Raw genomic sequence first — 13,601 nt, 5'->3', positions numbered from 1 at the left:
CAGACCCGAAATATGCTGAATAATTAAAAAGGATCCATTTGAAACATCGAAACAGTAATGGATCCTTTTGAAAAAAGAAGATCTAAAAAAACATCTACCATACTACATTCATGAATAAAACTTTATCCTTTTTAGCCATTCCTTTGATAAGTTCGGTTTTCTCTGTTGCGCAGGCACAGACGAACAAAGTTATTGAAGGATTTCTTATCAATGAAAAATCTGAGCCCATTTCCGGAGCGACCGTAAAATTGACGAATACTGGTGTCACGACAAGTACGGACAGTAAGGGACACTTTATCTTCGATAAGCTTGCTTCGAAGACCTACCATTTGGAGGTTAAAGCGATCGGTTATAGCAAGCAGACCATGCAAGTTGTATTGGATGATGAGCATATACAGTTGGGGCAAATTAGGATGAAGGATCAGTTCGAGTCTATAGATGAGGTAACGGTCTATGGTAAATACTATGAACACTATAAATTCGATAGTATATCGGGGTCTTTGCGTCTTAAAACACCAATCTTGGAGTTGCCGCAGAATATACAGGTTATTTCATCCGATTTAATGGCCGATCAGCAAGTATTTGACATTGTCGATGGTATCACCCGTAATATAAGCGGAGCTACACGCCAAGGTCACTGGGACAACCAGTACGCTAACATTCGCATGCGCGGATCTAAGATTCCAGCATTTCGTAACGGTATGAATATCGAGGCATCATGGGGCCCAACTGCCGAAGATGCGAGCATGATCGAACGAATCGAGTTTGTAAAAGGACCAGCAGGTTTTATGCTAGCGAATGGCGAACCAGGAGGTTTCTATAATGTAGTTACCAAGAAACCAACAGGAAATACTAAGGGATCGGCGACATTTAATGTGGGAAGTTTTAGTACCTATCGCGCCGCGGTTGATTTTGATGGTAAATTACGGAAAGATGGCAAGTTGTTATACCGTTTAAATATGGCTGCGCAGCAAAAGGATTATTTTACAAAATACAACTACAACAATCGTGTTGTTGTGGCACCAGTTGTGACTTATAAGGTCGATTCTTTGACGAGTTTAACATTTGAATACACCTATCAGGGATCCACTTATCTGGCAAATGGTAATTATACTTTTTCGCCTAAGGGATTTGCTGATCCAGATATTTCCAATGATTTTTTCTATGGTGACCCTTCCATGGAACCAGGTAAGCTTAAGGACCACAGTGCATATGTTTATTTAGATCGAAAGTTGAACGATCGCTGGAAATTACATGCGCAGATGGCCTATTTCAATTTTGATATGAAAGCGACAAGTACTTGGTTGAATTACATGACAGCGAATGGTGACATGCCTCGTTATTACAGTATTGCGGACGAGCATGGAGAAAATCGCTTCGGTCAGGTTTCTTTAAATGGAGAAGAATATACCGGTAGTGTTCGTCACCGAATATTGGTCGGAGCGGATTATGGAAATAAGAAGTTTTGGGGCGATTTTGGAACTTTACTCGCTGAAATTCCAGGTACACCTTTGAACGTCTATAATCCACAATATAACATTCCGGGAACAGTTTTTCCTGTTGTTGACCGATCAAAGAATATCAAGGTGCGCGCCGGAGGTTCCAACTATGTGAATTTAACTAGCTATATGTCTTTCTACGCACATGATGAGATGGCTTTTTTAAATGAAAAGTTACGTCTTTCTTTAGGATTGCGTTATACTGTGGCAGAAACGCTGGGAAAAACAGTGGGCACGCAGGTAATACCAGACCAAAATGATAAGGCATTTTCTCCACGTGTCGGGTTGAGTTATTCTATTGACAAATCGACAAGTGTTTATGGGTTATTTGATCAATCTTTTGTTCCTCAGGCTGGTTCTGATTGGGAAGGAAATCCTTTCAAGCCGGTTCGTGGGAACGATCTTGAAGCTGGTGTGAAAAAAGAATGGGGAGGTGGAAAGTGGATATCGACTTTAAGTGCCTATCAGATAAAAAGAAAAAATGCACTAGCTGATGATTTTGATCATCCAATACCAGGAAGTACAAATAGTTTCTTTAAAATAGCTTTAGGTGAGACAACATCGAAAGGTATCGAGTTTGATGTAACTGGCGAAGTGCTACCCGGATTAAATGTGAATGCCAACTATGCGTTGACGGACTCTAAAATATCAAAAGATTCAAGAGAAGAGAAGATTGGTGATATTACGCCAAATACTGCAAAACATACTGCCAACACTTGGGTATCCTATCGTTTGCAGCAGGGTCCGTTGAAAGGTATCGGCTTTGTCGGTAGCGTTCAAGGAATGTTTGATCGTGCTATCGGAACCACAAAAGAAAGTAATTTCAAGAATTATTTGCGAACTGATGGTGGTATTAGTTACCAAAAAGGCAGATATAGTATCTCTGTAATGGTTAATAACTTGTTGGACAAAAGAAAGCTACTTACAGCAGGCTCTATCACAGCAAAAAATGCTAAAATAGCAGAAAGTGTGAGCTATTATACCTATATCGTAGAAGCGCGACGTAATTTCCGTATGGGAGTTACCTATAAGTTTTAAACAAACGATCTAGCTAAAATATAAAACTGATGTATAGTACATTGCTTATCGTGATACTTTGTGGAAAATATATTTTTTACAGTTCAAGTAAAAAAGTGAAGTTCGGGCCTAGACCACCTTGGCTAGAAAGAATGTGCGCACAAACGAAGTTTGTGCGCATTTTAAGCATATTACTGCTACTCATTCCATTTGCCGTCGTGCTTTATCTGCAAGGTTTCGGAGCGGGCTTTTTTGCTTTTTTTGCTTACTTCATGTGCATGATGAGTCTCGTGGTTTTTTTGAATCCTTACCGCTATTTTAAATTGTATCCGATATTGGGCCTCTATTTGTTTAGCCTTTGTGTTGAATTGTTAATTTCCTAACCGATAAAATATGCCTGCCAATAAAAAATATCTCAGTACACCCTTTCAACGGTTCCTGAAAATTACAGCCGGTTTTGTCGGTGGTTATGTTGTGATGCTCTCATTTCATGTCTTAGTCACACATATTTTTGAGAAAAAAGATGTTGTTGCTACAGCGTGTCTCACCGGTTATCTATTATGGGCAATATTGCTTTTATTGGCCTTCCTTGCTAAGAACGGATGGAAGATATGGGGGATATACTTGCTTTTGGCAGCAATTTTCTCTTTGCCTTATTTCTTTAAAATGTAATTCGTCATGAATAACCGAAATTATAATATTTACTTCAATACACATACGATCAGTGGCATTACCATTTGTGCTATCCTCTATGTGATATTCTTTGCGGGTTCATTTGCATTTTTTAGACATGAAATTGCTGCCTGGCAGAATAATACATCCTATAAAACCTACCGTGAAGATCATCAAAACTTTGACCGATTGCTAGATTCAATCAAGGGGCAGACCAATTTACACGGACGTGATGTCACCTTTTATATGCACCGCGAAGGCACCGCAGCTTATGTGGCACTCAGTGCATCTAACGACACAATCATAAACAAAGAAAATTTAGCCAAGATAACGCCTGAACAAAAAGCTGCAAAGAAAAATAGCCGAAGAAGAGGAGGAGAGGATGATTCGAAAAACTTTACCTACAATTTCGCCAACAAAAAATATGGTGATTATGTGCAGAATTACGATATGGGAGAGTTTTTATTCCGTTTACATTTCTTGGCCCAGCTCAATCAAGTACCGATTAGGGTAGGCATAGCACCATTTGGTTATCTTATTGCAGGCATAACCGCTTTTATTTTTCTATTTGCTCTTATCACTGGGTTATTGTTACATTGGGATAAGATTGTATCAAACTTCTTTGTATTCAGGCCTTTCAGCAAATGGAAAACAGTATGGACCGATATGCATACGGCATTGGGTGTTATCGGTTTCCCATTCCAATTTATCTTTGCCGTGACCGGAACCTTTTTGATTATCAATTCGGTATTGGCTTTACCACTTAGTAAGCTACTTTATGACGGTGATCAACAAAAAATGTATCAAGATATAGGTGTTAGTGCGGATACAAATTTCCCATATACCTATAAGCCCCTTGAGGCACATGTTAAGATCGCTCCATTTTTGGATCTGGCAAAATATAAATGGCCAGAATCCGATTTTCAGCGCATCACGATCAAAAATTACGCAGATTCCAATATGCATGTTGCCATGGAGCTTGAGCCGCATTTCAATAAAAGTTTTGCTGGTTCGGGTATATTATCCGTGCGAGTTGCCGATAATACAATTGTTACCGAAAAATCCCCTGTAAGCCAAGCTACCTATGCAGACGGGGTCCGTAGCATTATATATCGGCTGCATTATGGCGATTATGGAGGCTACCCGCTAAAGACGGTGTACTTTATTTTAGGAGCTATGGGCTGTCTCGTTATTATCTCCGGTATACTGATCTGGTTGGTAGCGCGTGACAAAAACAACGTAATTCCACGAAAACGAAAATTCAATTTCTGGGCGGCCAATATTTTCACGGCAATATGTCTGACGATGTTACCTGTCACTGCATTGACTTTCATTGCTATTAAATTGAGCCCAGAAGTCAATCAGGATTTTATTTACCGCGTTTATTTCTACAGCTGGCTCCTATTTTCACTGTATTACATTATCCGGAGAAGCATACGCAGAACCAATCGCGAAACCTTACTGGTTGGAAGCATATTGGCATTTTTTATTCCACTTGTCAACGGTTTTATGAGTGGTAACTGGATCTGGGATACCTTCCGCAATGGACAGCGGGATATTTTTGTCGTCGACTTTTTATGGCTGATGATCGGTATAATTGGTGTAATCGCCTATAACAAGACTAAAAAATTCTTTGAGCCGATTCGTTAACAAGGATTCCTTTCTCTCTGCGAGGTGAGTACACTTTGTTTTTTAATTCCCAGCGCGCCCACAAGGTGCCCTTCGAACGTTTATAGGATACAGGTTAAATACCTTTAAGGTCAAGATCTGGGTAGACAACGCGGCGCGGCGCAGAGCAAATCTTATCCAATCATACCAAACTGATGATCGCGGAAATGTTTAATACAGTGTTGACCCGTGATGGAAACGTAGTTATTTTCCCAAAGAAGGTCTCAATGGTATTCCTCTTACAATACAGCCTTAAAAAATCGGCCGAGGCGCATCAGATCCTGTGCCGTCTTTTCGTTCCAGTCCACCGCATAGTTAAGCCGAATACAGTTTTTAAACTGATCGTGCTGCGTAAACATCCTTCCCGGTGCAAAACTCAACTTTTGCCTGAGCGCATAATCGTAGAGTACCGTTGAGTCTATCTTTTTGTCCAGCTCTAACCAAAGTACAAAGCCACCTTCTGGCTGCGACATTTTGGTGTTTTCCGGGAAATGGGCCTCAATGCTGTTTCTGAAATTGACATAATTGCTGTACAGTTTTTTTCTCAAGCTGTTAAGGTGATGGTCGTAACGGCCAATCTGTAAGAATTTAGAGACCGCCTCTTGATAAATTGCAGGCTGCGAAATCGTCTGTATGAGTTTTTGTTTTAGGATCTTATCCTTGTATTGCCCAGGTTCTACCCATCCGAGCCGAAAACTGGGGGCTAATACTTTGGTAAATGATCCACACCACATCACTAGTCCCTCCTCGTCAAAATATTTGCATGGTCTTGGCCGCGACGAACCGAAATAGATGTTACCATAGAGGTCGTCTTCAATCAATGGAATATGGTGGTGTGCCAGCAGTTTCACAAGCTCTTTCTTGTGTTCTTCAGGCATTAGTGCGCCCAATGGATTGCTAAAGTTGGTGACAAAACAACAGACATCAATTTTATGAATAACTTTTTTCAGTGCATCCAATTCAATTCCCGTAATAGGGTGGGTAGGAATCTCGATGGTTTTGAGACCCAGTAGTTGAAAAGCCTGAATAAAGCCGAAATAAAGGGGACTTTCTACCGCTATGGTGTCGCCGGGTCTAGTGACGGCACGAAGACAGCTGTAGATGGCATTCATGGCGCCCGACGTGATAATAAGATCCTCGTCACTTATTTTTCCTTCAAGTACCAATGACCATTTGGCAATTTCTTTCCGTAAGCTCGGACTTCCCTGTACCTGTCCATATTGATCACCATAATCATGCAGTTCATGAACCGACTCTATAATGCATCGATTGAGTTTCTGAATCGGAAGTAATGATGCACTCGGTAAACCCAGTGAAAAGCGTGTAATTTCCTTGTCTTCCAAGGAGTGGAAAACTTTATCGATCAATGCCGCGGGATCTTGTTTCTTTTTGTCGATTTTGAATGTAGAAATGGAGGGAATCGCCATCCGACGAAGACCAGACCGGCTAACGAAATAACCTGATTTAGGGCGTGATTCAATGAGCGATCGACTCTCTAGTTCCATATAGGCACTTTTTGCCGTATTTAAACTTACATTGTATAATTTCTGAGCGCTGCGGACAGAAGGTAAACGATCGCCATATACCAAGGAACCATTTTTGATCTGGTTTTCGACAATATTGGCTATTTTTTTATATAAGAGTTGCTGTTCCATCCTTATGCTAATTTACTGTTTCTGTTTTGATTTAACCAGTTATTATATCGGTGGATTCCTTTTCTGAGCGATTCTTCCGAACCAAATAGGTCCATCAACTGCTGCTCAAAGAAGGATTGCGCTTTGTCCATAAATACGATGGAAAGCGTATCCGAAATAGGACCCTCGTAGGTCATTTCGACCGACAGTAAATTCTTTTTGCAGAGTATTACAGATGAAAAGGCTTTTAATTGATTGCCTTGGTCGAGCACCAGGAAAGGCATGCTTATGCGTGCTGTATCTACCTGCTTTTTGTTTTGCATTTCTTTGATAAACGCTAAATCAGAAAGATCCACTTGTCTGATCAGATACGGTTGATGTGCAGTTGTCGCCATTAGAATAAATCTTTTTGCTAATTTAAGAAGGGTACAGGATGCTGTTTAGGTACAGAGTGCCGTTAAAATAGGGGTACAGAAAAAAATTAGGTTGTCCTGTGATTTTTGTAATTTCCATTTGAGATCTTTACACTATTCCCACTTTACCCGTAGTTACGATTGATCCGGATGTCATCTTTCTCATTTTTCTGCCGCCCTTGCTTTGCGAGGCTTCTTGGTCAATTTTGTTTAAGGAGATGAAGAAATGGTGGCTTTCCATCTCCTAGTTACATTCTTCGATAAATATTTTGGTGATTTCTTTAGGCTTCGACTGATGAATTCTGGGGATCTCATCGTATTTAAGGCAGTATTTAATAGTATACAAAAGTTTTATGATATTATAATTCACCAAAAGTCATGCTTTTTGGTGAATATACTCACCGAAAAGCATGACTTTTGGTGAATATACTCACCGAAAAGCATGACTTTTGGTGAATACAAAATGTACTATGATACAGCGATTAATCAAAAATAAGTTGGAGCAAGCACTTTTTAAGGGGAAAACTATCCTACTAATTGGTCCGCGGCAAGTAGGTAAAACTACCCTGATCAAAGAGATACTTTCTGGTGACGATTATTTATTTTTGGATGGGGATGATCCCTTGGTAAGGACTTATCTCAACAGTCCTAACACCAAAAGAGATTGAAACAATTATTGGTCAAGCTAAAGTGGTATTTATTGATGAAGCACAGCGTATCGAAAATATTGGTTTAACAGCAAAAATTATACATGACCAATGTAAAGATGTACAGCTTATCCTCAGCGGATCCTCGGCGCTTGAGTTGAAAACCCATACACATGAGCCATTGACAGGACGTAAGAGAGAGTTCAATCTTTTCCCTATTTCTTAGGCAGAATATGAGCATAGTATTGGCTTTCTTAATGCTGCAGGCGATCTGGAAACTAGACTGGTTTATGGATTTTATCCAGAATCGATTACTAGCCGCGGTGACGAACGGGAAGTACTCAATGAGATCTCTTAAAGTTATTTGTATCGGGATATTTTGACCTTAGCGAATATAAAAAAACCAGAAGTTCTCGAGAAGATCCTTCAAGCCTTAGCCTTTCAAATTGGATCCGAAGTGAGCTATAATTAAATTGCCCAGCTTACAGGAGTTGATAAAAACACTGTTGCCAATTATATTCATCTCTTGGAAATTTCTTACATTATATTCCCCTTGACTTCCTTTAGCCGAAATCTGCGTAATGAGATAAAGACAAATCGAAAAATATATTTTTATGACAACGGAATCCGCAATGCTGTGATACAAAACTTTAATCCAATAGAATTAAGAGATGATGTGGGTGCACTCTGGGAGAATTTTCTGATTTTAGAACGCTTAAAGAACAATAGTTATAGCCGACGTTTTGTCAACAAATACTTTTGGCGGACTAAACAGCAGCAAGAAATCGATTATGTAGAAGAAGCGGACGGCAAAATAACTGGTTACGAATTTAAATGGAATCCTAAGGCGAAAGCAAAAATACCGTCAAATTTTGTACAAGCCTATAGCGCAGATGTTCAGGTAATCTCAAAGGATAATTTTAGAGCGTTTATTGGTCTTGAATAATCGTTGAAATAAGGGTGCTCAAGCTTCTATTTTTAATAACCCCTTCTATTCAACTTGTTCGACCAGCTGTTGGTTAGAAATTTTTTCAAAATAGCTTTCCATCTCTTGGTTACATCTTTCCATAAACGTTTTTGTGCGTTTTTGCAATTCTATAATTGTTAGTGGATCTCCTTTATAATTTGCATTGTGCGTAAATTGTTGTTGTGCTTCCGTAATATTTTTAAAGGCCTTAAGTGGCTCTTCATGGTCCAAGCAAAATGTGGCGTAGGCATCAGGAACTATCAATTTGCAGAGTTGCATGAGGAAAGTGAGATTGATCCGTTGCGGTTTGTATTGAAGTACGGTATTGATTACGCCAAGACAAACTTGTTGCAGCGCTTGAGATAGCATATAATATATGGCCTCGATGCTTATTGCTGAGTAGTCTTCCTCACAAGGTAAATATAATGTGCGCGCGTTATTATAGCGCGTCTTCCATTGTTGACGTACATAACCTAGATTTAGCTGTGGGGCAACGATGCTTTCCAGATCGATATTGGCCATGGATGTATTTTGCAACCAGATATCGCCCGCTTTCAGGAGCGAAAGAAAAAAGGGATGACCCTTTGAAAACTGTTTGCTGAAAACAGCTGAGTTTTCCAGGGCCAGCGTGAGCGATACATTGTTGGGAAGCATATCTGTTATGAGCTGCGTTAGATTATTGATCTCGCCATTTAAAGTCTCATAAGCAACAAAAATATAGTAGGAATGGGTGATATGGTTCTTTTTAGCTCTTTGGAGCGCATTATGATATTTGTGATGATCAGAATCATAACCGAAACATACGACTAACGCAGGAGTGCAATAGCGCTCGATAGCGTTTAAAATGAGGTCTCGATAATTGGCATTACAATAACTTTTCTTGTATATTTCATTGTTATTTTTGGAATTTTCAACTTCGATATTGGTCACTACGATTGGTTTAAGTTTTGACTTAATTTCTTTGAACAAAATAGTGGAATAATCGTAGATCCAATTTAATGTATTGATAGCAATCTGATAGGCTGTTTCTAATACATCTTCGTCAATAAAATAGTCAAAGTGATATCGATAGTCAATGTAAGCCTTATTAATTTTCCCCAAAGCCTGTTTGTTTTCGTCATTATCAGCTAGTGTGCCGAGCCGATCGTCGAAAGCTTTGAGATAGTTTATATGATTTTTTAGCGAATGCGACTTTTTATCCTCAACGACGAGGATGTTTTCTGCTGTTCGAAATGCAAGTTCTAGAGCTTGGTGTAGCATAAATGCTGCGTGTGCATGATTTTTATGCTCGAAATAGAAATTGTAACCATCTATAAAAGATCGAATCTTGCCCTTTTCCTTTTCGATATATGTTCGTGTTTTTTCCACGACTTCGTCACTTTTATTATCTGGTAAGACAAGGGGGATGTCTTGCACAGGATTCTGATAAATGCGATTTTCAGGTTGGCAAATAAGGTATGCCCGACCTAAACCTTGATCTATTTTTTGTTGTATTTCGTGCGTAAAGTTCACATTGATATATACATTGGGGTATGTGCCAACAGTTTTGTTTATAAGGCTGTTGGCATCGGAAAATCGAATTCCGGCATTTGAGGTAAGATTGACCTGTAACATTTGATACTTTTTACCGTCGTGGTCAAAAGTCCATTGGTAAATTTCATCGACGGCAACAGCACGAAGGATTGCTTCGATAATAGGGTTAATATCGGTGTTCATAATTAATTGGTTTGGTGTTGTTGTAACTCATCATGAATAGTTTATCATTTCACTGCATTCATGAATTCGTTACAATTTGGTATTATAGATTATGCGGGTTTCATCGATCTTTGGTACTTAAAATGCGTTAGTTAATCGTTTCTAAGTTGCTATTTTCGCTTACGGGGATTTCTGATGTGCCCAAGCCTTGGCTGTCTTCAATATCATTACTACTTTTCTGCGCTTCTTTTTTAGCATATTTTTTATCAATACTTTCTTCCATCATTTGCCGTAATATAGTTTTCTCTTTGGTAGAATGATGAGGTTCATCATTGATAGCTTTTACATAGCATGGAACATTTAAGGATATTCCCTCATCTTTATAGATATAGTATAGGGCAAATGCAAGTCGCATCAGCAATTCTCGTATGGCCATAATTTGATCACCAAAATATTCGTAGTTACGAGAGTCGGATACCGTTAGATAGTGCATGATATCATCCATTGTATCGTACCATTTTTGAAGAGATTGGTACGAGAAGAACTTGCTGATGGTGTCAGAAGGATCTATATGTCCATGGGTCGTGTATTCCAGTTTAAATACGTAGTTGTGGTAGTCTTCTTTTGTCGAAAAGAAATTCAATGGCTTTTTTTGTATCGGGAGTTGACATTGGTGAAAAATTACATAAGCCACCTCAATCTGTTTGATCATTTCTTTGCAATGGTATCCGTTTTCAGCAAAATTGCGGTTTCCCATTTCGGGGGCAGTTGCTGCGTTGACAAAAAGCTGAATATTATTCATCCAACAAATAATATCCGTTTCATAGCGATAGAAATCCCTGATATAGATCATTGGATTTTTGACTATATCCTTGCATAAATAGCGAAAATGTTTCGCTTTTAGTTTCTTTTCCGTATTTTTCATCAGATTATAATTTTTTAGTCGATGAAACCGATACTAGGGCATATATTGATCCGTGCACTGATCTAAAGCCTTTTTGGTTTCGTATTTAAGGTTTTTGATTAAAATGTTGTGTTTATAATTATCAATAGTGAAGCTAATTTAAACACTAATTTTCGATTAAACAAATTTTATATTGATAATTATTGATTATGAGTTCTTTTTTAACGAGAATTAAAGTTATAGCAGATAGAGAAGGACTGAGTGTAACAGCCTTCGAAAGTGCCGTAGGAGCAAGTAGAGGTGTATTTACACGTGCTTTAAGTAATAACACAGACGTACAGGCAAAGTGGCTAGTGAGTATTGTTGAAAAATTTCCAGCCTACTCATCAGAATGGCTATTAAAAGGCGAAGGTGAGATGTTAAAACCTATTCATGCTCAGGAAGAAGATGAGGGAGGCTATGTAGCTAATGAGGCAGATGGTTTAACTAATGCAGTGGTCAATTCATTGAAACAGGTCATATCGTCACAAAATATCACTATTAAGTCTCAGGAGAAGACAATTATTTCGCTAGAGCGATTATTGTCTATCCAAGAAAAGGAAATAAAGTCTTTAAGAAACAAGTAAACCACAAACATTTTAAAAAGAGGCAAAAGTGAATGTAAAGGAACGTGTGCTGCTGATCGCCGAAACCAAATGCATCAGCAAAACCGAATTTTTCAAAGACTTACAACTTTCCTATGCAAACTTCAAGGGAGGGCAGAAAAATACCGCACTCAGTTCCGATGCCATGATCGCTATATTGTCCAAACATCCCGATATTAGTCCCGCATGGTTGCTCATGGGCGAAGGAACTATGATGCGAAAGGATGAGAAGAGAGCGCTCAGTGCTCTACCTGCAGAAACAGCGCATGTCACTGCCGAAGGCCTTGGTATTTATAAGCAGCTGGTTAATGCCTTAGAGCAAACGGTCAAGGCACAAGAAAAAACAATCCTATCATTGGAAGGACAGGTGAGCTTACTGCAACGCAAATAATGACATCCAGTAGTTTATACATCTGATCGTTCCCTACCTCAAAAAAATACCTGATTCACGTGATTTCATTGGCCCCTTTTTTGTTTAATTTGGTTATCGAAAAGGTGTTTGTTTAACTGACAACTGGGAAGGCTTCTGGTGCATTTGTAAAAGGGATATTGCCTGCTGTTGATCGCGATACAATGATCAACCTTTACTATTCAAAGAATTAATTTATGTCGAAAAAAGTATTTGTTATATGCTATCTGCTTTTAGCTTGTTTTGTGCATCAGGCAGTAGCACAATCAGCAGGTCAGCGACCAATGTATACCTCAACATGGGGCCACCTCTACCGTGAAGAAAGAAACAGTAAAGACCTCTTAGGAATCTTTCCGACAGAAGCACCAGTATATCTATTGGACTCCACCAATATGCAATATAAGGTGCAAGTAAGTAATGGAGATATCGGATTTATAGACCGTCAGCCTCTAAAAAGTGCCATGAATGGAAAAAGGTCTGCTGGCGAGCCAAAACAATATTTCTATCGTGGAACAACAGATGCCCAATGCCCACATTTCTATGTGCAGGTGTCACAATTGCGCGTGCGTAAGGCTCCTAATACAACAAGTACCGCTGTGCGTAGGGCGAGGCCCAATGAAATGGTATGTGTCGATTATGTGCCGCTGTATGCTGACGGATGGGTGTATATTGGTGACCACTTTCATAAGCGACCTGAATATATTCAAATGAAATATCTGGGTGCCCAACTCACCTATGAAAAGGTCTTAAAAGATTACTTGGACGTCAAAGGAAAGGATCAGGAAAAGGAGCTGGCGGCGGTAGGTCGTCTGCGGGAAATAGGCTGGACCAAGTATTTCAAATTGAAAGAAGCCCTTACTTATTGGAAGGAAACCTACACCAAAGCAGCAGTGGTGGATCCCAAAGTTGATATCGATTTTGAATTGGTCTTGGCCAATAAATTCCAAAATGAGCTCCAGTCCGAAGTTTATGCCAAGAAACTAAAAGCTTTAAACTTTCATTTCGAATGGAAAGGCGTGTCTTTATTTGACGGAAAGATCACAGATGCTCAAATGAAGCAACTGGATTTACAACGGGTTTCCGAAATCCCAGATATGCCCGAATGTGGGTGGGAGCCACAGTACTATTATAAAACACCCAATATGATTGTCGCCTTTGAAGAAAATAATAAAGGGCGAGTGGCGGGTAGTTTTTATCGGCTATTTCTTAGTGAGGGCGAAACCATTGTCATGGGCAATGAGCGGATGGATGCTAATTACGCAGAAAAAGACTTTGTAGACCACTTTGGTGAACTACTTTCGGCAGATTGGATTTCAACGCCACATACGTACTATATTCAAAATGGCGATGCCGGGTTATTTATTTTCAGATTTGTCGAAGGAAAACTCGCCAGCTACGAATGTATGTTTTACTGTTAATGTTCGGAAATAGG

The 13,601-nt window shown here is 39.4% G+C and carries 13 protein-coding genes; 9 read left to right on the top strand and 4 right to left on the bottom strand.

Annotated elements, in window-relative coordinates; genetic code table 11:
- Positions 1-110 precede the first annotated feature (110 nt).
- The 3 genes from B2107_RS18395 (at position 111) to B2107_RS18385 (ending at position 4,838) form a co-directional block, all read left to right on the top strand.
- Complete coding sequence (locus B2107_RS18395) at positions 111-2,537, top strand: TonB-dependent receptor (RefSeq protein WP_293957199.1); 2,427 nt, start codon at positions 111-113, stop codon at positions 2,535-2,537.
- 372 nt (positions 2,538-2,909) lie between these two features.
- A complete protein-coding gene (locus tag B2107_RS18390) occupies positions 2,910-3,188 on the top strand; it encodes a hypothetical protein (protein WP_293957198.1) in 279 nt (92 codons plus the stop codon).
- 6 nt (positions 3,189-3,194) lie between these two features.
- On the top strand, positions 3,195-4,838 hold the full coding sequence (locus B2107_RS18385) for a PepSY-associated TM helix domain-containing protein (RefSeq protein WP_293957197.1): 1,644 nt from the start codon (positions 3,195-3,197) through the stop codon (positions 4,836-4,838).
- Between the two features lie 257 nt (positions 4,839-5,095).
- Here B2107_RS18385 and B2107_RS18380 read toward each other — a convergent pair whose 3' ends face one another.
- Positions 5,096-6,511: a PLP-dependent aminotransferase family protein gene (locus B2107_RS18380; protein WP_293957196.1), complete on the bottom strand. Its 1,416-nt coding sequence runs from the start codon at positions 6,509-6,511 to the stop codon at positions 5,096-5,098.
- 2 nt (positions 6,512-6,513) lie between these two features.
- Entirely contained in the window at positions 6,514-6,885 is a 372-nt protein-coding gene (locus tag B2107_RS18375; protein WP_293957195.1) for a hypothetical protein, read from the bottom strand.
- Positions 6,886-7,373: 488 nt separating this feature from the next.
- Between B2107_RS18375 and B2107_RS18370 the strand changes: the two genes are divergently transcribed.
- The 3 genes from B2107_RS18370 to B2107_RS18360 all read left to right on the top strand — a co-directional run bounded on the left by B2107_RS18370 (position 7,374) and on the right by B2107_RS18360 (position 8,496).
- Positions 7,374-7,571, top strand: a complete 198-nt coding sequence (locus B2107_RS18370; RefSeq protein ID WP_293957194.1) for an AAA family ATPase — start codon at positions 7,374-7,376, stop codon at positions 7,569-7,571.
- A 22-nt stretch (positions 7,572-7,593) separates the two neighbouring features.
- On the top strand, positions 7,594-7,776 hold the full coding sequence (locus B2107_RS18365) for an AAA family ATPase (protein WP_294185161.1): 183 nt from the start codon (positions 7,594-7,596) through the stop codon (positions 7,774-7,776).
- A gap of 300 nt (positions 7,777-8,076) precedes the next feature.
- Positions 8,077-8,496 carry a DUF4143 domain-containing protein gene (locus B2107_RS18360; RefSeq protein ID WP_409529645.1) on the top strand — a complete coding sequence of 140 codons (420 nt, stop codon included), beginning with the start codon at positions 8,077-8,079 and terminating at the stop codon, positions 8,494-8,496.
- Between the two features lie 45 nt (positions 8,497-8,541).
- On the opposite strand, the gene B2107_RS18355 is transcribed toward B2107_RS18360, so the two are convergent.
- Positions 8,542-10,233, bottom strand: coding sequence for a HEPN domain-containing protein (locus B2107_RS18355; RefSeq protein WP_293957193.1), 1,692 nt, complete (start codon positions 10,231-10,233; stop codon positions 8,542-8,544).
- Between the two features lie 127 nt (positions 10,234-10,360).
- A complete protein-coding gene (locus B2107_RS18350; protein ID WP_293957192.1) occupies positions 10,361-11,137 on the bottom strand; it encodes a hypothetical protein in 777 nt (258 codons plus the stop codon).
- 188 nt (positions 11,138-11,325) lie between these two features.
- Here B2107_RS18350 and B2107_RS18345 point away from each other — a divergent pair, with 188 nt between their 5' ends.
- The 3 genes from B2107_RS18345 (at position 11,326) to B2107_RS18335 (ending at position 13,587) form a co-directional block, all read left to right on the top strand.
- Positions 11,326-11,742 (top strand): hypothetical protein, encoded by a 417-nt coding sequence (locus B2107_RS18345; protein ID WP_293957191.1) that lies wholly within the window; start codon positions 11,326-11,328, stop codon positions 11,740-11,742.
- Between the two features lie 28 nt (positions 11,743-11,770).
- Positions 11,771-12,151 carry a hypothetical protein gene (locus tag B2107_RS18340; RefSeq protein WP_293957190.1) on the top strand — a complete coding sequence of 127 codons (381 nt, stop codon included), beginning with the start codon at positions 11,771-11,773 and terminating at the stop codon, positions 12,149-12,151.
- A 215-nt stretch (positions 12,152-12,366) separates the two neighbouring features.
- Positions 12,367-13,587, top strand: coding sequence for a hypothetical protein (locus B2107_RS18335; RefSeq protein WP_293957189.1), 1,221 nt, complete (start codon positions 12,367-12,369; stop codon positions 13,585-13,587).
- Positions 13,588-13,601 lie beyond the last annotated feature (14 nt).

It is taken from the genome of Sphingobacterium sp. UBA7855 (genome assembly GCA_002500745.1).
Classification (GTDB): domain Bacteria; phylum Bacteroidota; class Bacteroidia; order Sphingobacteriales; family Sphingobacteriaceae; genus Sphingobacterium.
This window is presented reverse-complemented; position numbering and strand designations above follow the sequence as displayed.